This window comes from Ruegeria sp. BC7, assembly GCF_056539165.1.
The window spans coordinates 178,755-200,051 of record NZ_JBQFUL010000004.1 but is presented as its reverse complement, the minus strand read 5'-3'; the positions used below and the strand labels follow the sequence as shown (position 1 = coordinate 200,051).

At 58.7% G+C, this 21,297-nt stretch carries 18 protein-coding genes; 9 read left to right on the top strand and 9 right to left on the bottom strand.

Translation table 11 applies throughout. The features are described from left to right. Positions 1-74 precede the first annotated feature (74 nt). A complete protein-coding gene (locus ACR0KS_RS13390) occupies positions 75-977 on the top strand; it encodes a LysR family transcriptional regulator (RefSeq protein ID WP_170566386.1) in 903 nt (300 codons plus the stop codon). Here the strand turns inward: ACR0KS_RS13390 and ACR0KS_RS13385 are convergent. Further along, the gene (locus ACR0KS_RS13385; RefSeq protein ID WP_170566383.1) at positions 968-1,819 is read right to left on the bottom strand and encodes a LysR substrate-binding domain-containing protein; all 852 of its coding nucleotides are present in this window, start codon (positions 1,817-1,819) and stop codon (positions 968-970) included. The genes ACR0KS_RS13390 and ACR0KS_RS13385 overlap by 10 nt on opposite strands. 103 nt (positions 1,820-1,922) lie before the next feature. Between ACR0KS_RS13385 and ACR0KS_RS13380 the strand changes: the two genes are divergently transcribed. Beyond that, positions 1,923-2,624 carry an SDR family oxidoreductase gene (locus tag ACR0KS_RS13380; protein ID WP_170566381.1) on the top strand — a complete coding sequence of 234 codons (702 nt, stop codon included), beginning with the start codon at positions 1,923-1,925 and terminating at the stop codon, positions 2,622-2,624. A 2-nt stretch (positions 2,625-2,626) separates the two neighbouring features. Here ACR0KS_RS13380 and ACR0KS_RS13375 read toward each other — a convergent pair whose 3' ends face one another. From ACR0KS_RS13375 to ACR0KS_RS13365, 3 genes are read right to left on the bottom strand one after another with little or no spacing between them, the layout of a single operon-like run. Next, positions 2,627-3,898: an NAD(P)/FAD-dependent oxidoreductase gene (locus ACR0KS_RS13375; RefSeq protein ID WP_480693237.1), complete on the bottom strand. Its 1,272-nt coding sequence runs from the start codon at positions 3,896-3,898 to the stop codon at positions 2,627-2,629. Positions 3,899-3,938: 40 nt separating this feature from the next. After that, positions 3,939-4,973, bottom strand: coding sequence for an ACP S-malonyltransferase (locus ACR0KS_RS13370; RefSeq protein ID WP_170566375.1), 1,035 nt, complete (start codon positions 4,971-4,973; stop codon positions 3,939-3,941). Then, positions 4,970-7,162 (bottom strand): alpha-ketoacid dehydrogenase subunit alpha/beta, encoded by a 2,193-nt coding sequence (locus tag ACR0KS_RS13365; RefSeq protein ID WP_170566372.1) that lies wholly within the window; start codon positions 7,160-7,162, stop codon positions 4,970-4,972. The genes ACR0KS_RS13370 and ACR0KS_RS13365 overlap by 4 nt, the downstream gene beginning before the upstream one ends. Before the next feature lie 224 nt (positions 7,163-7,386). Between ACR0KS_RS13365 and ACR0KS_RS13360 the strand changes: the two genes are divergently transcribed. Further along, positions 7,387-8,286 carry a LysR family transcriptional regulator gene (locus ACR0KS_RS13360; protein WP_170566369.1) on the top strand — a complete coding sequence of 300 codons (900 nt, stop codon included), beginning with the start codon at positions 7,387-7,389 and terminating at the stop codon, positions 8,284-8,286. Between the two features lie 157 nt (positions 8,287-8,443). Here ACR0KS_RS13360 and ACR0KS_RS13355 read toward each other — a convergent pair whose 3' ends face one another. Further along, complete coding sequence (locus ACR0KS_RS13355; protein WP_170566366.1) at positions 8,444-9,601, bottom strand: acyl-CoA dehydrogenase family protein; 1,158 nt, start codon at positions 9,599-9,601, stop codon at positions 8,444-8,446. 119 nt (positions 9,602-9,720) lie between these two features. After that, on the bottom strand, positions 9,721-10,284 hold the full coding sequence (locus ACR0KS_RS13350; RefSeq protein WP_170566364.1) for a TetR family transcriptional regulator: 564 nt from the start codon (positions 10,282-10,284) through the stop codon (positions 9,721-9,723). A gap of 439 nt (positions 10,285-10,723) precedes the next feature. On the opposite strand from ACR0KS_RS13350, the gene ACR0KS_RS13345 reads away from it, so the two are divergent. The 5 genes from ACR0KS_RS13345 (at position 10,724) to ACR0KS_RS13325 (ending at position 18,680) form a co-directional block, all read left to right on the top strand. Next, positions 10,724-11,344: a pyridoxamine 5'-phosphate oxidase family protein gene (locus ACR0KS_RS13345; RefSeq protein WP_170566361.1), complete on the top strand. Its 621-nt coding sequence runs from the start codon at positions 10,724-10,726 to the stop codon at positions 11,342-11,344. A 327-nt stretch (positions 11,345-11,671) separates the two neighbouring features. After that, entirely contained in the window at positions 11,672-14,152 is a 2,481-nt protein-coding gene (locus tag ACR0KS_RS13340; RefSeq protein ID WP_170566358.1) for a heavy metal translocating P-type ATPase, read from the top strand. Then, positions 14,149-14,538 carry a Cu(I)-responsive transcriptional regulator gene (gene cueR, locus ACR0KS_RS13335; RefSeq protein ID WP_170416765.1) on the top strand — a complete coding sequence of 130 codons (390 nt, stop codon included), beginning with the start codon at positions 14,149-14,151 and terminating at the stop codon, positions 14,536-14,538. Before ACR0KS_RS13340 ends, cueR begins: the two co-directional genes overlap by 4 nt. A gap of 79 nt (positions 14,539-14,617) precedes the next feature. Beyond that, positions 14,618-15,508: an NAD(P)-dependent oxidoreductase gene (locus tag ACR0KS_RS13330; RefSeq protein WP_480693243.1), complete on the top strand. Its 891-nt coding sequence runs from the start codon at positions 14,618-14,620 to the stop codon at positions 15,506-15,508. A 106-nt stretch (positions 15,509-15,614) separates the two neighbouring features. Further along, entirely contained in the window at positions 15,615-18,680 is a 3,066-nt protein-coding gene (locus ACR0KS_RS13325; RefSeq protein ID WP_170566352.1) for an aminotransferase class III-fold pyridoxal phosphate-dependent enzyme, read from the top strand. Positions 18,681-18,731: 51 nt separating this feature from the next. On the opposite strand, the gene ACR0KS_RS13320 is transcribed toward ACR0KS_RS13325, so the two are convergent. Continuing rightward, on the bottom strand, positions 18,732-19,208 hold the full coding sequence (locus ACR0KS_RS13320) for a hypothetical protein (RefSeq protein ID WP_170566349.1): 477 nt from the start codon (positions 19,206-19,208) through the stop codon (positions 18,732-18,734). Then, positions 19,205-19,372: a hemin uptake protein HemP gene (gene hemP / locus ACR0KS_RS13315; RefSeq protein ID WP_170385274.1), complete on the bottom strand. Its 168-nt coding sequence runs from the start codon at positions 19,370-19,372 to the stop codon at positions 19,205-19,207. Before hemP ends, ACR0KS_RS13320 begins: the two co-directional genes overlap by 4 nt. A gap of 222 nt (positions 19,373-19,594) precedes the next feature. Here hemP and gph point away from each other — a divergent pair, with 222 nt between their 5' ends. Further along, on the top strand, positions 19,595-20,272 hold the full coding sequence (gph, locus tag ACR0KS_RS13310; protein WP_170566347.1) for a phosphoglycolate phosphatase: 678 nt from the start codon (positions 19,595-19,597) through the stop codon (positions 20,270-20,272). A 265-nt stretch (positions 20,273-20,537) separates the two neighbouring features. Here gph and ACR0KS_RS13305 read toward each other — a convergent pair whose 3' ends face one another. Continuing rightward, positions 20,538-21,293: a branched-chain amino acid ABC transporter ATP-binding protein gene (locus ACR0KS_RS13305; protein ID WP_170385268.1), complete on the bottom strand. Its 756-nt coding sequence runs from the start codon at positions 21,291-21,293 to the stop codon at positions 20,538-20,540. Positions 21,294-21,297: the final 4 nt, after the last annotated feature.

Here is a 21,297-nt window from a genome sequence, read left to right as displayed (position 1 = left end):
CGCGCCTCCTGTTTCCTACCAGTCACCTAATGCGTCATGGACCTCCAATCCATTCATGAATAATCATAGTCGGCATGAGCAAAATTGATTTTACTGATCTGGACGGCAAAGTCTTGCGCGTCTTTCTCACGATCCTTGATGAAAACTCGGTTTCCAAGGCTGCTGACCGGCTGGGTGTGACCCAGTCAGCGATCAGCCATACGCTGGCCAAGCTGCGGCACGTTTTGGGCGACCCTTTGTTCGTCCGCTCCGGTCAAGGACTGACCCCGACCGAGCGGGCGCTGTCCTTGAAAGACCCGGTGCAGCGCGTGCTGGATGGAATGCGCGCCCTGACCGACGATCGACCCTTCGATCCGCTGTCCGAGGAAATGCACATCCAGATCGCCACAAACGACATGCCGCGCGAGCTGATCTTTCCCGAACTGATGCATACCTTACGTGCGGAAGGCGTCAGGCTGAGGCTTGGCTTCATCCCTTCCGGTGTACCTGACCCGGATCTGTTGCGCAGTGATCGATGCCAGTTGATGCTGTCTCCCCTACCACCAGACGGGCCAGACATATTCCAGAAACGCCTGCTCAAGAGCCCGTTGATGATCTACTTCGACGGCAATCGACGCGCCCCGCCCGACAGTTGGACATCCTACTGCAAAGCCGAACATGTCGAGGTGCGGTTTACCGATGGGCGCAGTTCGCGTGCGGTCATGCGGGGTGTGGATCAAAGCCAGATCAGGCCGGCCACGGTGACACTGCCCCACTTCAACGCCATCCCTTCGTTTGTGAAAGGAAGCGATCTGATATCAACCGACACGGCATTGATGAAGCGCGGCCCTCTTGCCGCGCTGGATTGCGCGCCTTTGCCGTTTCACTGCGAACCGGTCTCGATCTACATGGTCTGGCATCAGAGGTTTGCCAACGATCCCGCACATCGCTGGCTGCGTGGAAGAATAGAAACCATAGCCGCGACCCTTCAGGGCTGAGACAGCAGCCACTCTTTCATCATCGCTACCAATTCGGGGTATCGCGGCTTTTTGGGAATGACCACATGAAACCCAAGGTCTTCGATAAGAACATCCGGCAGAGGTCGTACTAGCCTCCCCGCAGATAGCTCGGACGCGACCAGAGGCTCTTGGGCCAGCGCAATCCCCTGCCCCGAGGCCGCGGCGTCAATGGCCAGACTCGTCTGGCTAAAGCTCATCATCCTTGGCTTGCCAGCCAGACCGAGACGCTCAAGAAACAACGGCCATAACCCATGCGTATCGTTCAGAAGAACGTGGTCCAAAAGGTCCGCTGGCCGTGTGATTTGCCGCGCCAGTTCGGGACTGCAAACCGGCACGAACGCACTTGAAAACAATGGGGTTGATGTCAAATCGGGCCCAAATGGTGCCCGTCCCTGCCGCACTGCAATGTCCACGCCGTCACCCTTGAAATCCGCCAGCCGTTCCCGAGCGTCGATTTTGACCGTGATCTCTGGGTGCCTGTCTGTCAGATTTGGCAAACGCGGCACCAGCCATTTTGAAGCGAAGCTCGGTGTGACAGAAACAACAACCTGCCGCTCGCTGGACAATTCATCCACGGCTTCTTCGATCAGCCGGAACGCCCTGCGCAGCGGCGCGTGAAAACGTCGGCCTGCCTCGGTCAGCGCAAGGCCGCGCGGCAGGCGTTCAAACAGCTTTTCTGCCAGTCGCGCTTCAAGCCCACGAACCTGTTGTGCCACGGCACCCTGAGTGACGCCGAGCTCTTCGGCGGCAAGCCGGAAATTCAAGTGCCGGGCCGCAGATTCAAAGGCGCGGAGCGCGTTCAGTGGAGGTAAAGCAGCCATCGGCCTATCCTGTAGTTTTTCTACAGCATAGAGTCAGAAGAACTGATTGGTCAAACCGCCGGTCAGAGCGCATCTTTAGGACATCAGACATCGGAGACTTGAGATGACGAAAGTAGCGCTTATTACGGCAGGCGGCAGCGGCATGGGGGCAGACTCCGCCCGCCGCTTGGCCGCGGACGGTTTCAAAGTGGGCATCCTGTCCTCGTCGGGCAAAGGCGAGGCATTGGCGCATGAACTGGGCGGGGTCGGCGTGACCGGCTCGAACCAATCGACAGACGATCTTCAGAAACTTGTCGATGCAGCCATGGCCCATTGGGGGCGCATTGATGTGCTTGTAAATTCGGCGGGGCACGGGCCGCGAGCGCCCATTCTGGACCTGACCGATGACGACTGGAAAACGGGAATGGATGTGTATTTCATGAACGCCGTCCGACCAACACGGCTGGTGACGCCGATCATGCAGGCGCAAGGCGGAGGCTCGATCATTAACATCTCAACATTTGCCGCGTTCGAGCCTGACCCCGTGTTTCCGACCTCGGGCGTGTTCCGCGCGGGCCTTGCCGCTTTCACCAAACTGTTTTCGGACAAATACGCCGCCGACAATATCCGCATGAACAACGTCCTGCCCGGATTTATCGACAGCCTGCCCGAAAACGAGGACTTCCGCGCGCGCATTCCTTTGGGCCGATATGGGCGCAGCTATGATGAGATCGCCTCGGTCGTTGCTCTGCTTGCCTCCGAAGGCGGCGGGTACATCACGGGCCAGAACATTCGCGTTGACGGCGGTATTACCCGGTCGGTCTGAGTTCAGAACCGTGCTTTGACAAAATGGGTCAGCGCCGCGCCGGTTTCAAAATAGGCGCGGCGCAGACCGGTCCAGCTTTCGCGATAGTCCGACACCGAGGGGACTGGCAAAAGATCAGGATCATCGCGCAACAGGCTTTCAGCAACCAACCGGCCAAACACGGTTCCCGGCCCGATACCGCGCCCGGAATACCCATGAACAGAAAGTGCATTAGGGCCAATCTCGGTGATCTTGGGGATATGATCAGAGGTCATCGCGATCCGCCCGTGCCACCCCTCGATCAGCGGCTGGTCGGACAGTTGCGGGTACAGTTCAGCCAGTTTGCGCTTGATCCAACGCCGGTGTGCCCCACCCCCTGCATGAGCAAGGTCACCCATCGCACCGATAATGAACCGGCCATCCTGATCGACGCGGAACGAGGTCATGATCAGGCCAGTATCCCAACACCCTTCACCATCGGGCAAAATGCTGGCGCGCAAGTTGTCCGACAAAGGGGCGGTGGAAAACTGGAAATAGTAGACGGGGACATAAGCCGGTGCCGAAGCCGCAAGGCCTTGATGATAGGCGTTTGTGGCCTGAATCACGGCCTTGGCCCGCACCGAGCCTCGTTCCGTTTCAAGTACCCAGATGTCACCGTGACGTGTCAGCGACTGAACCGGGCTGCGGGTGAAAACCTGCGCCCCGGCCTCGCACGCGGCCCTTGCAAGCCCTCGTACATAGCCCAGCGGCTGAATGGTTCCGGCCCGTGGGTCAAATAGGGATCCGTGGAAGGCCGCGCTGCCTGTACGTTGGTGCGTTTGTTCTGCGGATAACAACTCAACCGGCGCACCCACCGCGCGTTGCTGCGCGTAGCGATTTTGCAGGTCTTTCAAACCCGCCCCGGAATGGGCGCAATGCAGGGTTCCGTTGTGCACAGGTTCGCAATCAATCGCGTGCCGCTCGATCAAGTCAAAGACATCGGCAGGTGCGGCAGCAAGTAGGTTAATCAGGCGATCCCCCGACTCGGCCCCCAGATGCGCCCGGATATCCTCGGGCGGCAGCCACAATCCGGCATTGGCCAGACCCACATTGCGGCCTGATCCGCCATGCCCGATCTCTTGCGCTTCAAGCAAACAAACCGACGCCCCTGCGCGCGCTGCTGTCAGCGCCGCCGCGCAGCCTGTATATCCCCCGCCAATCACCGCAAGATCGACAGTCAGAGTCTCTGTCAGCACGGTGCTTTCAACCCGTTCGCGGCAGGTCTTTTGCCAAAGGGACTGGTCGTGGTCGCGCACGGGCTGCTCCTTCAAAATTGGGCGGATCATCCGGCTTGCGTCAGCCGGTTGCAAGGGCCCTTTGATCCTCGCGCCCCATGGCAAGAAGGATGGGCTGCGTGTCCTGCTGTTCCTGAAACGCGGCCTTGTCCTTCAACCCACGCCAGTTTGCCTGAACAAGTGACTGCGCAACCGCACCGCCCAGCGTTGCGCCGGGGCCGGTGACAATGAAAAGGTCAGGTGCGAATTCGCGGGCCGCTGTCTGTACAGAGCGGGTAAAATCGTAAGCCTCCGTCACCTGATGCCCCAGAGTATAGTCCCAAAGCTCCTGCATATCCGTAGCTCCGGGCCACCAAATCTTGCCGCGCCCGTCGATCAGGGGTCGGGTTGGTTGGTCGAATAGTTCAACCCCCAGACGCGACCGCCCCTCGGCGGCGACGGGCGTTTGCAGATGCGTGTGGAATGCGGCGTGGTTCGCCAGCCGCATGGGGAACCGGTCCTGAACAACAGGCTGAGAGGTTTCAAAGGCTTTCAGCCCTTCCTCATTGCCCGCCAATACCAACATGCCACCCAAGTCGATCGACAATGCCAGATCGTGACCGTCAATCGCATTGATGCGCGCGACATCGGCCAGCAAGTCCGCCTTGCGGACCGGATCGTCTTTCCAAGTCTCATCTGTGAAAGGATAGACAAGCTGCCCGCCGATCAGGTGATCCTGCATCAGCGTCCCCATGGTGTTCACGACGTTGAACCCGTTCTCTGGCGACAAAGCGCCCCCCACGGCCAGGGCAATGTACCAACCCATCGAATTGCCGGTGACGGCGACCACCTCGATATCGTCAGCCAAATCCAGCGCGTCCGACAAGGATGCCGCGTAGATCAACGGCGACGCCACATCCCCGCGCGAGTATTTGCTGACCGCAAAGCGCGCCGCACCGTCCAGATCGGTTACAGGCTCTTGCCCAGCCTCAGTGCGAAGTTCGTCAAACCGGCGGAACATGTCCATGCGATTACCGTGGTGGCGATGTAGGTATCCCAACTCGGGCTTGTTATAGGTGCCCCGTCCGGGGCAGATGACAACGGCGGTGCGGGTCATGGGCGACCTCCGGTCAGTTTGAGCGCGGCTTCGACGATGCTTTCCTCGGATGGCAGCGGTGCGGCATAGGCGGGGCCGGTCGCGATAAAGCAGTCCTCAGCCGCGACCCGTGCGATGGGGGTATCGGCGCTGTTTTCGGTAAAAAAGGCCATCAAACCCTCGGACTGGCTTCCGGTCCGGCGGCATTCATCCACGATCAGGATATGCTTGCATCCTTTGGTGGCCGCACGCAGCGCTTCGGCCGGCAAGGGTGCAAGCCATCGCATATCAATAACACGAGGCTTTAGCCCAGCCGCCTGTAAAGCCGGCAACGCCTTTTGCGACAGGTAGTGCCCGTTGCCATAGGTAACGATGGCCAGATCGGTCCCGTCACCGTGCACCCCAACCTCTCCCAGCGGTATTCGTTGATCCGGCGATGGATAAGTCGTCATCCACCCGGCATCCTGAGCTTCGTGCAGATCGCGCATGGGGTACAGTGCGATGGGTTCCAGAAACACCACAACGCGGTGTTCTTCCCGCGCCAGCCGCACACATTCGCGCAGCATCTGCGCAGCGTCCGATCCTTTCGACGGGCAAGCGATGATCACCCCGGGAATATCGCGCAGAACGGCCAGAGAGTTGTCGTTGTGGAAATGCCCTCCGAACCCTTTCTGATACCCCAGCCCCGCAATCCGCAGAACCATCGGGTTCGAGAACTGACCATTCGAGAAAAACGGCAGGGTCGCTGCCTCACCCCTGATCTGATCTTCAGCATTGTGCAAATAAGCAAGGAACTGGATTTCGGGGATCGGGATGAACCCGTTGTGCCCCATGCCGATCGCCAGCCCGAGAATTGACTGTTCATCCAGCAGCGTATCAATCACCCGATCCGGCCCGAACCTTTGCTGCAGCTTTTGGGTCACGCCATAGACGCCCCCCTTTCGGCCCACATCCTCGCCCATGCAGACGATTTCGCCATGCTCCAGCATCAAATCAGTCAGCGCCCAGTTGATCAGACGGCCCATGGGCTGGGGATCGTCCATCGCGCGCATATCGCTTCCGAACGCGGTCGCACGCCCCTCGGCGCTCGGGCCATTGGTTGGTTTGCAGGCGCGTGTTGGAGGGATCAGGCTTGCCATGACCTCGGTCGCGTTGGCCAAGTGCGGGCGCGTGGCGGCCTCGGCCGCGATGCGATCGGTACGCGCGCAGGTATCCTTGTAAATCTTCAGCGCTTGATCGGGCGTCAGCGCGCCAGCCTGATCCAGCAGGCGCACCGAATGCAGCAGGGGATCCTTCGCTTCATCCGCTTCAACTTCGGACTTTGACATATAGGTCGTGGGCACATCCGCCCCGGCATGACCGTACAGCCGCACGGTGCGCAAGTGCAGAAAGGCTGGTTTGCGCCGGGTGCGGACGTAGTCGGCGGCTTCTTTAGCCACGGCAAAAGTCTCAAAGATGTCCAGCCCGTTGGCTTGGAAGTACTTTATCCCCGGCCGGTGCTGCATGGATGCCTGTATCCAACCGGTGGGCGTCTTCACCGAAATACCGATCCCGTTATCCTCACACACAAACAACAGCGGCAACGGCGTTGACTGAACACTGGTCCACCCCGCCGTGTTGATCGCGCCCTGAGCTGTCGAGTGGTTGGCCGACGCATCGCCAAAGGAACACACCGCTATTCCATCTTCAGGCAGTTCCCGGTGTTCGGGATCGTGACGCCGTGCCGCGCCCAGTGAATAGGCCGCCCCGACCGCCTTGGGCAGGTGGCTTGCAATCGTGGATGTCTGCGGCGGGATCATCAGCACCTTGGACCCCAAGACCTTATGCCGCCCGCCGGATGTCGGGTCTTCTTTCGAGCAGGCAAAACTCAGCAACATATCCCACGCTATCTGCTGACCCGGCACTTGCTCGGATCGCGCGATTTGAAACGCCGCGTCGCGGTAATGCAGGAACGCAATATCGGTCGGACGCAACGCATGGGCCACCGCAGCCATCCCTTCGTGCCCCGAGGACCCGATGGTATAAAACCCTTGCCCCGCCTTCTGCATCGCGCGGCTGGTTCGGTCCAACGCCCGACTAAGCACCTGTGATCGAAACAGGGAAACGGCGTCCGTCTTGCTTAGTCCTGGACAAGGCAACGGGCCTTCTGGCAGATCCCTCTGCGCTACCCGGGCCAGAAAATTGTCGTGAACGATCTGAGCGCGATCCATCAGCGGCCTCTTATTTCTCAATTTGGCGGGAGCATCCGCAACACGCCCCACCCTTTTTTGCAGACTTCCCCCGGCATTGGCAAAACAAAGCCGCAGGCACCATGATTTCTCGGTACGGGATTGTCTTGCCTGATGGCAGGCCGCCCGAATCTGCCCACCTGTATCGGGCTGGCAGACTTCAAACGCCAGTGATATTGAATCCGAAAGGTATGAGGATTTGTCATATGATTGCGCCCCGCCGGTTCTTGCCGTCAATCCCCTCGCTTTTGGCGCTCGAGGCGGTCGACCGATTGGGCAGCGCTTCGGCCGCCGCCGAGGAACTGTCACTGACACAAAGCGCGATCAGCCGCCAACTCAAGGCGATGGAGGAGCAACTGGGAGTCAAACTGATCCAGCGCTCTCAGATGCGATTGCAGCTCACACCCGCGGCGAAAGACTATGTACAAGTCGCCCGCACGACATTGCATCAGTTGGCTCAGGCGTCGCTGAAACTCAAGGCCAACCCGATGGGCGGGTCCTTGAACCTCTCAATCCTGCCTGCTTTCGGGATGCATTGGCTGGCTCCGCGCCTTCAGGACTTTGCCCGGCGCCACCCAGAGGTCACGGTCAACCTGAACACGAGGCTCCGCCCCTTTGATTTCGATCGAGAGCGCTTTGACGCCGCAATTCATTTTGGTCGCAAGGACTGGACCGGGGTGAACTACCTGCCGATCATGCGAGAAGATGTCCTGCCGGTCTGCGCTCCGTCCCTGCTGCCGGCAAAGAACGACAACATCGAATGGCTGCTGGACGCGCCCCTGTTGCAGTTGGAGACACGGCCGGATGCGTGGGAAAAATGGTTCGCCATGCAAGGACGGGACGTCGCTGGCATCAAAGGGATGCTGTTCGACCAATTCGCGACTATGGGTCAGGCAACCATCCACGGGCTGGGGGTCGCGCTGCTGCCCAGCTACCTTGTCGAAGACGACCTGAGAACCGGGCGGCTTGTTCTCGCTTGGCGCGGGCCAGGTTTCAGCCTGGGCAATTTCTATCTTGTCTGGCCGCAGTCCCGGGCAGAATCCGAACCGCTGAAATCCTTCCGCCTTTGGCTGCAGGAACAAACCGCTTCAATTCCCCAAGGATAAAGTCCCGCCCCTCAAAACTGCGCGGCCTTCGGCCTTGCGTCCTGCGGACGGCGGGGGGGGCAGGGCAAGCGCGGACTGCGTCCGCGCTTGCCCTGCCCAACGGGAGGAGATGTTTCCTAAGAAACATTGACGACGGGCGGGAGACCGCCGGCTGTCATCAATTGTCCAGAGAACGGGCGATGAGTTCCTTCATGATCTCGTTTGTCCCACCATAGATCATTTGCACTCGCGCATCGGCATACAGGCGGGCAATAGGATACTCCATCATGAAACCATAGCCTCCAAAAAGCTGGAGGCATTCATGCATGACTTCGTTCTGCACTTCCGAACCCCAGTACTTGGCCATGGAAGCCGTAGCCGCATCCAGCGTACCCGCCTCCAGCCGCGCGATGCAATCGTTGACAAAACTACGAAGCAGTTCGGCCTTGGTCTTGCACTCTGCCAGCTTGAAGCGAGTGTTCTGAAAGTCCATCACGCGCTGCCCGAAGGCCTTGCGCTCTTGGGTGTACTTTATCGTTTCAGCAATGGCGAAATCGATCGCGCCCAGCGCGCCGATTGCAATGGTCATACGCTCCCACGGCAACTGCTTCATCATCTGATAAAAGCCCTGCCCCTCTTCCGGGCCAAGCAGGTTCGTCATCGGAACTTTAACATCCTCGAAGAACAGCTCGGCCGTATCGTTGGACTTCATACCCAACTTCTTGAGGTTGCGCCCTTTTCGGAATCCTTCTGCCCCACCAGTCTCTACGGCGACCAGTGACACTCCCTTGGCACCGAGGCTCTTGTCGGTCTTCGCCGCAACAAGGATCAGGTCGGCGGTTTGGCCGTTCGTAATGAAAATCTTGGACCCGTTCAGGCGATAGGAATTGCCATCTTTTTCTGCCGTTGTCCGCACGGCCTGCACATCCGATCCAGTGCCAGGTTCCGTCATCGCCAACGCGCCGACCATCTCGCCCGAAGCCAGTTTCGGCAGCCATTTCTGCTTTTGATCCTCGCTGCCATAGGCCGAGATGTAATGAGTCACGATCGACTGAATCGCATAACCCCAGCCGGAATCTCCGTGCGACGTCTGCGCGTACATTGTGACCGCGTCAAATCCAATGCCGCCGCCAACGCCGCCATGTTCTTCCGAGATGGCACCCGCCATCAGCCCCATGTCGCCAGCCCTGCGCCAGAACTCACGCTCGACCACGCCATTTTCGTTCCAGCGCTCGATATTTGGCACCAGCTCATCATCCATGAACCGATCCGCCATTTCAGCGAACATATGGTGTTCTTCAGTCACCCAGCCAGCGGTTGTGGTAAATAGCGACATCGCGCGTCCTCCCGATTCAACTTTCGGGGCAAGGTAGCCGTGGTTTTCATTCGATCCAATGTGTCCCGAGACGTGCTACGCAACGTCTTTTGGGCAATCGACCCTCCGGGGATGCGACATCAAGCCAAAGCACGATCCAAAAGCACCTTCGCGGCTGCCTTGGCATCCCGGGCCGGATCGCAGCTTTTAAGAAGAACAGCCGTCACGATAGCGCCCTCCTTCAACAACAGGATCTGACATGCCAAGGCGGCCGGATCCTCCGCACCGGCCTTGCGCGCCAAGTCAGTAAAATACTCAAGCAGCAGGCGTTTATGCTCAGCGGCCTGAACGTGAATCGGATGATCTTTATCCTGAAACTCCGCGCCCGCCTTTATGAACATGCACCCCCGAAAACCGTCCTCTGCGAACCACTCTCCCAGAGCGTCGAAACTTGCGATCAACCGGTCGGCCGGCGTATCCGCAAGGTCTTCAATTCGACGCAGAAACCAATTTCGGAAGTTCTCGTCGCGCAGGCGCAGCGCGGCGAGGATCAGTTCTTCTTTGGTGCGAAAATGTTTGTACATCGAGGTTTTGGACACACCAGTCTCGGCAACCAGCTTATCCATACCGGTGGCGTGGAATCCGTCACGATAGAAAACTTGCAAAGCCTTGCGGACCAATTCGTCTCGTTTATTAGGGCGCATGCTACTGCTCCTGTATGTACCGATCTGTACATATTATTCCCGACGGAAAACTGCAACCACCAACAAGAAAAGTTGAAAAATGCAGGGAAATACACGCAATGAAATCCAAATTGGACAATAAATCTCAAATCAAACCTTGAAATAGTTTACCGATCTGTACACATTTAGCCGCAAGATGTACCGATCAGTAAACCAAGGAGTTCGCAAATGCGACGCCGAGCCAGCCCAATCTCATCTCAATACGTTCCCTTTCTGCTGGCCGTTGCCTTGCTTGCCGCCTCGCTTGCATGATGGATCGCGACATGACGCGCCCTCCCCTGCCGCCGTACAGTTGGGACACAGCGCAGCAAAAAGAGCGCATGGCCGAAAATGGCCGCGAGGCCCGCGCCCAGAAGATCACCCCGGATTGACCGAATTGAATCTGTAGAAAGGATCTACAATGCCACGCGCATTCTCGGAACTAACCTTCACCCCAGCTGTCCGCGCCCATCAAGAGCGTATGGGATCCGCAAAATCTTATGCCAAATTCATCGAAGGCGGACCGCTGCAAGGACATGAAATCGGCGAGGCTGAAAAGGCATTCATAGAGGCCCGGGACGGTTTCTATCAATCCACCGTGTCCGAAACCGGATGGCCCTATGTGCAATACCGCGGCGGTCCCGTTGGTTTTCTCAAGGTCCTCGACGCCCGAACCATTGGATACGCCGACTTTTCTGGAAACAAGCAGTATATCTCTCGCGGGAATTTGGACGGCAACGACCGCATCGCGATGATCCTGATGGATTACGCCAACCAACGGCGCCTAAAGATTCTGGGTCAGGTCAAATTCAACGAAGGCAAGGAGGCAGCGGCCAGCCTCTATCCCCAAGGCGCTGAGGCTGAGGCCGAACGCGCCGTCGTGATTCATGTCGAGGGGCTGGACTGGAATTGTCCACGCCATATCACGCCGCGCTTCACCGAGGCCGAATTACGGCCACATCTCAATAACTTGGGCCAACAACTGGCTCAACTCCAGGCCGAGAACGAGGATCTGAAACAACGGCTCGCAGGTCTAACCTAAAACGATTTCCCGAATAGACCCGATGTCTTTGAAACAAGGAAGATTGTTATGCCGCGTCACACACTGAATCTCGCGTTCGCTTGCCTTGCGGGTTGCGTCCTGTCATCCGCAATTCTGATGCTGGGGTTTTTTGTTTCCCCCGAGGCTGTGCGCAGTTCCCCGCCGCCTCAGTACAACTCACTATTGTTGGAACATCTCGCAAGTCGCTAGATCGCAAAGCCGCCTACTGATTTCCTTCAACAGCCGTAAATAATACTCGCACCCCCTTGACCTTCCCGTGACTGGAACCCCCATTTAGGAGCCACAAGAGATACTAGGACGAGTCGAATGGGCGTTCCGCAAACACTGCAGTTGAAAATCACCGGGATGGGGTGCGCCTCATGCGTGGGGCGCGTTGAAGGCGCTCTGACCAGCGTTCCGGGCGTTACCGAGGCTTCGGTGAATTTTGCGACCGAAACGGCAAGTGTCACCTATGCCGGGCCAGTGCAGGCTTTGACAGACGCGCTGGACCAAGCGGGCTATCCGGCCGCGCTTGAGCATACGATACTCAGAATCGAAGGCATGAGCTGCGCCTCATGCGTCAGAAAAATCGAACGCCTGCTGACAAGCGATCCTGCCGTGACCGACGCGCAGGTAAATCTCGCGACCGAACGCGCCGTGATCACCTATGTGGACGGGGCGACAACCCCTCGGGCGCTGGCAGAGCTCTGCACCAAGGCAGGTTACCCCGCATATGTGGTGGTGGCGGAGGAACAAACCCAAAGCGACCGGAACAAATCGCAAGAGACGCAATCACTGACCCGCGCCACATTGTTTGCCGCTGCGTTGGCATTGCCCGTTTTCATCCTGGAAATGGGCGGGCACATGGTCCCCGCATTTCACCATTGGGTTCACTCTGTGATCGGCACTCAGGCCAACCACCTGATTCAGTTCGTGCTAACTTCGGTTCTCCTGTTCGGTCTGGGGCGGGTCTTTTACGCAAAGGGTGTTCCCTCGCTACTGCGCGGTGCCCCTGATATGAACGCGCTGGTCGCCATCGGAACCGGTGCTGCGTATCTATACTCGGTCGTTGCAACGTTCGCGCCGGACGTCCTGCCTCAGGGCAGCGCAAATGTTTATTTTGAAGCCGCGTCGGTAATCGTGGTCCTCATCCTTTTGGGCCGCGTTATGGAAGCCCGCGCCAAGGGGCAAACTGGCGCAGCGATCCGAAAGCTGATCGGGCTGCAACCGAAAACCGCTCGGATAGAACAAGGTGGCGCGACCATCGAACGCCCGATCACAGAGATCGTAGTGGGCGATGTCCTGCAAATCAGGCCGGGTGAGCGCGTGCCGGTGGATGCCGAGGTGCTGGACGGCACATCCTATGTCGATGAAAGCATGATTACGGGCGAGCCTGTTCCGGTTGGCAAATCCCCGAAAGATCAGGTCGTCGCGGGGACCGTCAATGGAACCGGCGCACTGCGCGTGCGCGCGACGCGCGTCGGGGCCGATACGGTTCTTGCCCAAGTCATTCGGATGGTAGAGCAGGCTCAGGGCGCCAAGCTGCCGATTCAAGGACTAGTCGACCGCATCACGTCATGGTTCGTGCCAGCAGTAATCGTAGTCGCGGCGCTGGCGATCGGAGGATGGATGCTTTTTGGTCCTGCGCCTGCCCTTCCAATGGCACTGGTCGCGGGTGTTTCCGTACTCATCATCGCGTGCCCCTGTGCCATGGGTTTGGCAACGCCAACCTCGATCATGGTGGGAACCGGTCGTGCTGCCGAATTGGGTGTTCTGTTTCGCAAAGGCGATGCGCTGCAGCAGCTTCAGCAAGCTAAGGTCGTGGCGCTGGACAAGACCGGCACGCTGACGCGAGGTCGCCCAGAGTTGGAGAGCGTTTCGACGGCGAACGGCTTTGACAGCAATTTCGTCCTACGCCTTGCAGCAGCCGTCGAGTCCCGGTCCGAACATCCGATTGCGACGGCAATCATGCGCGCCGGACCAGCAGAACTGCCACCGGTTACCAGCTTTCAATCGTTGACCGGGCTAGGTGTTCGGGCATCGGTCGAAGGGCATGACGTCCTGATCGGGTCGCCAAGGTTGATGGCACAGAACCAAGTAGACATATCGGATTTGAAACCCGAAGCCGACCTGCGCGCGTCCGAAGGCGCGACCGCTTTATTCGTTGCCATCGACGGCCAGGCGGCGGCAGTGATCGCAGTTTCGGACCCGCTCAAGCCCGGCACGGTCGAGGCATTGAACAGGTTGCACGAAATGGGCCTGACGCTGGCGATGGTCACGGGCGACAACCTTGCCACCGCGCAGGCGTTGGCCGGGAAGCTTGGCATTGACCATGTGACGGCCGAGGTTCTGCCAGACGGCAAGCTAGAGGCGATCAATGGGCTGCGCGACAAGTTCGGCGCGCTTGCCTTTGTCGGGGACGGCATAAATGACGCCCCCGCTCTGGCTGCTGCGGATATCGGTGTTGCGATCGGCACAGGCACGGATGTAGCGATCGAAACAGCCGACGTCGTTCTGATGTCCGGTGATTTGCGCGGTGTCGCGAATGCGGTTGAGATCAGCCAGAGAACCATGCGGAACATCCGGCAGAACCTTATGTGGGCCTTCGGGTACAACACGCTGTTGATCCCGGTCGCGGCGGGCGCGCTCTATCCATTTGGCGGCCCTCTTTTATCACCTGCCCTTGCCGCAGGCGCGATGGCTCTCTCTAGCGTGTTTGTCGTGACCAACGCCCTGCGCTTGCGCCGCGTTCGTGCAAGCCTGCCGGAAAGCGCGCACGTCCAGACTGCGCAGGCGGTGCAACCATGAATATCGGCGATGTATCGAACCAGACTGGCCTGCCAGCAAAAACGATCCGTTATTACGAAGATATCGGCCTTATCAAACCCTTGCGTGATGACAACGGATACCGCCGCTTTCGCAGCCAGGATGTGCACAAGCTGAATTTCCTGGGACGCGCCCGTGCCTTGGGATTTACCATCGAAGATTGCCGAACCTTGATGGCCTTGTACGAGGACGATACCCGCGCAAGTGCCGACGTAAAGAAAGTCGCGCGGGCGCATTTGGCCCAGATCGAAGCGAAAATCGCAGACCTGAACGCCATGCGCGACACGCTGGGGCACCTGATTGACGCTTGCGCCGGAGATGATCGGCCCGACTGTCCAATCCTGCAGGATTTGGGCGGCAAAACGTGACGCGGGGTTGCTCTTTTGACGCAGCTTTGCTTTGTCTCTGGCAAACATCCCAGCCTGGTGACACAGATCCAGGGCGAGCATCAGAAAGGATCTCCAAATGGCAAAAATCGCGTTTCTGGGTTTGGGCGTCATGGGTTACCCGATGGCCGGTCACCTGCAAGCGGCAGGCCACGACGTCACTGTCTACAACCGGACGAAAGCCAAAGCCGAAGCGTGGGTTGCCCAGCACGGCGGCGCGATGGCAGCGACCCCGCGTGACGCAGCAGAGGGCGCGGAATTTGTCATGGCATGTGTCGGCAACGACGATGACTTGCGCATGGTCTGCACCGGAGAACTCGGCGCGTTTCACGGCATGTCCGATGGCGCGATCTTTGTTGATCACACGACCGTATCAGCCAAGGTGACCAGCGAACTTTACGACGCAGGCAAGACACGCGGCATCGCTTTTGTCGACGCCCCGATCTCGGGCGGACAGGCGGGGGCTGAGAACGGCGTCTTGTCGATCATGTGCGGTGGGGACCAATCGGCCTATGACACGGCAGAGCCGATCATGCAGGTATACTCGAAAATCTGCCGTCGGATCGGCGACAGCGGCGCGGGTCAGATGACGAAGATGTGCAACCAGATCGCCATTGCCGGTCTGGTTCAGGGTCTCAGTGAAGCGCTGCATTTTGCAGAGCAAGCCGGGCTGGACGGTCGGTCGGTGGTTGAGGTGATCAGCCAGGGCGCGGCAGGAAGCTGGCAGATGGCGAACAGGTACGAGACCATGCTGGACGACCATTTCGATCACGGTTTCGCCGTTGACTGGATGCGCAAGGATTTGGGCATCTGCCTGAGCACCGCAGATGAAACCGGCGCGTCCTTGCCTGTGACGGCCCTGGTTGATCAGTTCTACAAGGATGTACAGAAACTGGGCGGCGGGCGCTGGGACACCTCGTCCTTGATCAAACGATTGCGCGCGTTGGGATGAAGCAAGGGGGCTGTCTGCCCCCTCTTGGGCCGCCGGCCCAATTCACCCCCGAGGATATTTTGGGCCAGATGAAAAGGATCCCGCTGAACGCGGGACGGGAATTCAAATGAGCGACTTGATTGATTTCTGGACGAGCGCATTGCGTCAGCATTGGGGCCTGGATGCCCGGCTGATCCGTTTGGATGGCGAATACGATCTTAACTTTCTGGTGCAGGCCACCAACGGGCAGGACTATGTGCTCAAGGTCATGCGGGCCGGATGTGAGCAGGAGTTCGTGGACCTTCAGGTAGAGGCTTTGGACCATATCGCGCGTGCAGCGCCGGGGCTGCCCTTTCCGAAGGTGTTTCAAGACCTTGAAGGTGTGGTATTGCCACACATTGCCGATCAGGATGGTGCGCCGCGTCTAGCGTGGCTGTTGGAATGCCTTCCAGGGCAGTGTTACGCCAAGGCTGCGCCCAAATCCGAAGACCTGATACTCAAATTGGGGCGCGTATTGGGGGCAACGGATCGCGCATTGGAAGGGTTTTCGCATAGCGGTTTGAACCGCACCGGCTTTAAGTGGGATCTGACGCAGGCGGGCTGGATCTCGGAAAAGCTGGACGCGATCGCGGACTCTTCGCGACGGGCGCTTTTGACAGAGATTTGCGACGGGTTCGACGCGATCTCATCGACGCTGGCGGAGCTGCCCAATCAGGCAATTCACAATGATGCAAACGATTACAATGTGTTGGTCGAGGGCGAACTAGGGCAACGTCAGACCGTGTCCGGCCTGATTGATCTGGGCGACATGTGTGCTGCGCCACGCATTTGCGATCTCGCGATTGCAGGCGCGTACGTCGTTCTGGACCACCCAAGACCGGAACGCGCGCTGGCGGCTTTGGTGCGCGGATACCACGCAGCAAATCGTCTGCGGGCGGAAGAGGTGGACCTGATCTGGCCTCTGCTGCGAATGCGGCTGGCGGTTTCTGTTGTGAACTCGACCCTGATGGCCGCTGAAATCCCCGATGATCCGTACGTAACGATCAGCCAGGCGCCGGCGTGGCGTTTCCTAGAGAACGCGGCCGTTAATGGCGCGTTGATGCCTGCACGGCTGCGTGTGGCCTGTGGATTGCCGGTGACTGAGGGGGCTGAGCGCATCCAAGCCTATCTGACGGATCATCGCGGTCAGTTCGCCGAGTTGCTCGGGCAGAGCCTGCAGGACGTCCCTATGGGTTCGCTTTCAGTTGAAAACTGTACATGGCCGCAGAACCCGTTTCATATGCCTTTGGCCGAAGCAGCCCGTGTAGGTGAGGAGTATGGGCCGGGTCCGTGGCTGGGGTATTACAACGAACCGCGCCTGATCTATGCGGAACCGGGATTCCGCAAGGGGCCGTGGAAAGCGTCGGACCGGCGCACAGTTCATCTGGCTGTAGATGTGTTTGCGCCTGCCGGAACTGTGTTGCACGCACCGATGAGCGGACGAGTCGAAGCCGTCGAGAACCGCGACGCGCATCTGGACTACGGTGGCGTCGTGATATTGCACCACGAAACACCCGAGGGCGATCCGTTCTATACGCTTTATGGCCACCTTGACACCGAGGTCTGCGACCGTCTGAAACCCGGTGACCCCGTGGCACAAGGCGCGGCCTTTGCGCGGCTTGGGGATGTCTCACAGAATGGTGGCTGGGCGCCCCATGTCCACTTTCAGGTGGCCATGACCACAGACGGTATGCAGAATAATTGGCCCGGCGTCGGTGATCCGGATGAGATTGAGCTTTGGCAAGCCGTCTGCCCGAACCCTGCGGTTCTGCTGAACCTGCCTGACGACAAGGTGTTCTACCAGCCAACCGACAAACGGGCGATCCTGCAAGGGCGGCATGATCATTTTGGCGGTAATCTCAGCCTGACCTATGACGATCCTGTCATGCTGGTGCGGGGGTGGAAACACCACCTGTTCGACGAATGGGGTCGCCCTTATCTGGACGCCTATAACAACGTCCCCCATGTGGGTCATGCCCATCCACGCATACAGGCAGTGGCGGCGGATCAGCTTCGGCGAATGAACTCGAACACGCGCTATCTGCACCCTGCGCAGACCGCGTTTGCCGACAAGGTACTGTCGAAGCTGCCCGATCATCTTGAGGTCTGTTTCTTCGTCAACTCCGGCACCGAAGCGAACGAGCTGGCCCTGCGGCTGACCCGCGCCCATACGGGGGCCAAGGGGATCGTGACGCCCGATCACGGCTATCACGGGAATACGAACGCGGCGGTTGCGATCTCGGCCTACAAGTTCAACAAACCCGGAGGGGTGGGTCAGGCGGATTGGGTCGAACTGGTCGAGGTGGCCGACGACTATCGCGGGTCGTTCAAACGCGACGATCCCGAACGCGCCACAAAATTCGCGGATTTTGTGGACCCTGCGATCGCCGCTTTGCAGGACAAGGGCCACGGTATCGCCGGTTTCATCGCCGAAACCTTCCCCTCGGTTGGCGGCCAGATCATCCCGCCCAAAGGGTATCTGCCTGCGGTCTATGAAAAAATCCGCGCCGCCGGAGGGGTGTGTATCGCGGACGAGGTGCAGACCGGACTGGGGCGTCTGGGTGAGTATTACTTTGGCTTTGAACATCAGGGCGCGCTGCCCGATATCGTGGTCATGGGTAAACCAATTGGCAACGGGCACCCTCTGGGTGTGCTGGTCACCACCAAGGAAATCGCGCAAAGCTTTGACAACGGGATCGAGTTCTTCTCGACCTTTGGCGGATCGACCTTGTCTTGCCGGATCGGGAAAGAGGTGCTGGACATCGTCGATGATGAGGGTCAGCAGAACAATGCCCGCGTGATGGGCGCGCGGTTAATGGACGGTCTGCGCGGGATCGAAGCTGATTTTGACTGCGTCGGCGACGTGCGGGGCATGGGCCTGTTTCTGGGGGTCGAGTTGATCAACTCCGACGGCTCTGAAAGCACTGAAATCTGTAAATACGTTAAAAACCGGATGCGTGATCACCGCATACTGATCGGCAGCGAAGGGCCAAAGGACAACATCCTGAAAATCCGCCCACCCCTGACGATCGAGGCGGATGATGTCGATATGATCCTGTGGGCCTTGCGTGACGTACTGACCGAGGTGGGCGACTATTCCCCTGCCCCGACCTGCGATCATGACCATCACCATGCCGGATGCGGCTGCTGCTGACACAAGAAAACCCTCGGCACGAGGAGAGCGCCGAGGGTTCTCGCCCGCTGGTTAATGCAGCACGGCTGTAGGAATTTTATGCCCCGTTGTGGGCACAGGAACTTCGAACGTCATGCGACGCAGTGCCAACCCCAATTCTTCGGACAACGAGGCCAATGCGGGGGCAAAATCCGCCCGCACGATCAGCGACGCCATCATCATGGCATCCTCGCGAGCTCCTTCAGATGCCGAAGCGATCATCTGGGCGAAACAGTTTTCATCCGCACCCAGGCAGGAACAATTCAACCCATGCCGGATCAAGGGCCGACGCCCATGATGGGCGCACAGAGAACACAGCCGATCCAATGTCATCATGGCGGCGCGACCGACGTCCGCACCCAGCGCGATCTCAAAATCGCTGGCCGCATCGACGCGGGACTGGCCGCCATCGCTCCATAAACGCAAGTACATCACGGCACCGGCCTCGACCGGACTCAAGTCAGCCAAATGGCCGACCGGTGCTCCGCCGCGCGTAGATGAACCGCTCATTTCGTCAGGATCAATTTACCGGCGCGGGTGATGCGCAGCGTGTAAAGCTGATCGCCCAGTTCAATATGAGCAAGATTACCGCCTTTTGTGAGGTCTTCGGCCTTATGCGCCGGAAGCATGGACACAGCAAAAGACTCGCTGGGATTCGGGTTCTGCATATTCATCAGGTCAACTCCAGAGGTTCTCAGGCGACAAGCCGTTCTGTTTTCATTTCAATTATCTGGCTGACCCGATTCCGGGCTGGCTGACTCTCTCCAAAGTTAATCTGATTATTTTAGTCAGGTATGTCAAGCAACAATAGATTACGATCGCACGGCCTTGCGGAATTGCACACAGGCGTTGCCCAAGCTAGGTCTTACGCTAGGCGAATACAGGCGGAGACAGTAATGAGCGCTACAATCATGTTCGATCTGGACGGCACGCTTGTCGACAGCATCCCCGACATAGCTGCCGCAGCGAACAGGATGCTGCTGGACGTGGACACGGCACCTCTGCCGCAGGACACAATCCAACAGTTCGTCGGCAACGGCCTGCCAAAACTGGTCGAGCGTGTGATCCTTCACTGCGGGCTGCCAATCGAGCGACACGCAGAACTGACGCAAAAAACGCTGGCATATTACGACGCAGCGCCATGCGACCGAACGGTTCCCTATCCCGGCGTTGCTGACGCCTTGGCACAGTTGCAAGAGATGGGGTGTGTCCTTGGCGTATGCACCAACAAACCCGAGACCCCTGCCCGACACATTCTAAGCGCCCTTAAGCTGGACCATCATTTTGACACCGTGTTCGGAGGAGATACGTTACAGGTTCGCAAACCGGACCCTGCCCATTTGAACGCAAGCTTTGACGCGGTGACACCCGCTGGCCCGCGCCTTTATGTCGGGGACAGTGAAGTTGACGCGGAAACAGCACAGCGGGCGAAGGTTCCGTTCCTGCTATTTACGGAAGGGTATCGAAAAACACCTGTTTCGGAAATTCCACATTCGCGCACGTATGACCACGCCAGCAAATTGACTGCGCTCGTGGATGAAGTGCTGAATGAGATGGACCAACTGACCTCGTGATAGCGAGGGGCCAGCTTAGGGGGTAAGTCGCCAGCCCCTCAGGGGAAAGTGGTATTGTCCGTGGTCATTCCTTGGATAAGCCCGTGTTAACCACTTACGCCGGGGCAAGATATTGGGGGTTTCCCGTAGTCCAACGTAGTCACCTGATAGTTCGTGTTATTTTGACCGAAGAAGTACGAAAGCAGCCGTTTCACCAAATGAAAATGGCGGAATGAAAACCCATCCCGCCACAATAGAATTGAAACATCTTGCCGTTCTGCGCGTGTCAGATAGCCAGGTACTCTTCGCGCAACTGGGAATTGTCGAGCACTTCGCTGGCTGTGCCGTCGAAAACGATGCTGCCCGTATCCAGAATGATCGCCCGGTCCGCCAGTTCCAGCGCACGCACAGCGTTCTGTTCGACGATGATCGTTGTCATCCCCTGCTGTTTGACATGGACCAGCGTCTTTTCGATCTCATCCACAATCACCGGGGCCAACCCTTCGTAAGGCTCATCCAGCAACAGCACCTTGATGTCACGGGCCAGCGCGCGGGCAATTGACAACATCTGCTGTTCACCGCCCGACAGGGTCACGCCCTCTTGCTTGCGGCGTTCGCCGAGACGGGGAAACAGTTCGTAAAGCCGCTCTAGTGACCACCCGACTGGGGGCGCGATCTGGGCCAGTTGCAGATTTTCCTCGACCGTCAGGCCGGGAATGATCCGGCGGTCCTCGGGCACCAGACCCAAGCCCGCAGCCGCGGCCTCATAACTGGTCATGTTGTGCAGTGGTTGATGATCGAGCCAGATTTCGCCATGGCGCACCTCGGGCTCACCCACCCGCGCGATCGAGCGCAGGGTCGAGGTCTTGCCCGCTCCGTTCCGGCCGAGCAGCGCCAGAATCTCGCCCTCATGCACGTTAAAGCTGACGCCCTGCACGATATAGCTTTCGCCATAGTAGGAATGCATGTCCCACACCGACAGAAAGGCAGGCGCGGTGCTGGCCATATTCGCGTTTTTTGAAAAGTCAGGTTTCTCGTTCATAGCT

Excerpts from the sequence above, each read along its gene's own strand:
- ACR0KS_RS13390 (WP_170566386.1), top strand. The coding sequence starts at position 75 with ATGAGCAAAATTGATTTTACTGATCTGGACGGCAAAGTCTTGCGCGTC.
- ACR0KS_RS13340 (WP_170566358.1), top strand. The coding sequence starts at position 11,672 with ATGGGCGTTCCGCAAACACTGCAGTTGAAAATCACCGGGATGGGGTGC.
- ACR0KS_RS13355 (WP_170566366.1), bottom strand. The coding sequence starts at position 9,601 with ATGTCGCTATTTACCACAACCGCTGGCTGGGTGACTGAAGAACACCAT.
- ACR0KS_RS13345 (WP_170566361.1), top strand. The coding sequence starts at position 10,724 with ATGCCACGCGCATTCTCGGAACTAACCTTCACCCCAGCTGTCCGCGCC.
- ACR0KS_RS13350 (WP_170566364.1), bottom strand. The coding sequence starts at position 10,284 with ATGCGCCCTAATAAACGAGACGAATTGGTCCGCAAGGCTTTGCAAGTT.
- ACR0KS_RS13305 (WP_170385268.1), bottom strand. The coding sequence starts at position 21,293 with ATGAACGAGAAACCTGACTTTTCAAAAAACGCGAATATGGCCAGCACC.
- ACR0KS_RS13325 (WP_170566352.1), top strand. The coding sequence starts at position 15,615 with ATGAGCGACTTGATTGATTTCTGGACGAGCGCATTGCGTCAGCATTGG.
- cueR (WP_170416765.1), top strand. The coding sequence starts at position 14,149 with ATGAATATCGGCGATGTATCGAACCAGACTGGCCTGCCAGCAAAAACG.
- ACR0KS_RS13380 (WP_170566381.1), top strand. The coding sequence starts at position 1,923 with ATGACGAAAGTAGCGCTTATTACGGCAGGCGGCAGCGGCATGGGGGCA.
- ACR0KS_RS13385 (WP_170566383.1), bottom strand. The coding sequence starts at position 1,819 with ATGGCTGCTTTACCTCCACTGAACGCGCTCCGCGCCTTTGAATCTGCG.
- ACR0KS_RS13320 (WP_170566349.1), bottom strand. The coding sequence starts at position 19,208 with ATGAGCGGTTCATCTACGCGCGGCGGAGCACCGGTCGGCCATTTGGCT.
- ACR0KS_RS13365 (WP_170566372.1), bottom strand. The coding sequence starts at position 7,162 with ATGGATCGCGCTCAGATCGTTCACGACAATTTTCTGGCCCGGGTAGCG.
- gph (WP_170566347.1), top strand. The coding sequence starts at position 19,595 with ATGAGCGCTACAATCATGTTCGATCTGGACGGCACGCTTGTCGACAGC.
- ACR0KS_RS13370 (WP_170566375.1), bottom strand. The coding sequence starts at position 4,973 with ATGACCCGCACCGCCGTTGTCATCTGCCCCGGACGGGGCACCTATAAC.
- ACR0KS_RS13360 (WP_170566369.1), top strand. The coding sequence starts at position 7,387 with ATGATTGCGCCCCGCCGGTTCTTGCCGTCAATCCCCTCGCTTTTGGCG.
- hemP (WP_170385274.1), bottom strand. The coding sequence starts at position 19,372 with ATGAATATGCAGAACCCGAATCCCAGCGAGTCTTTTGCTGTGTCCATG.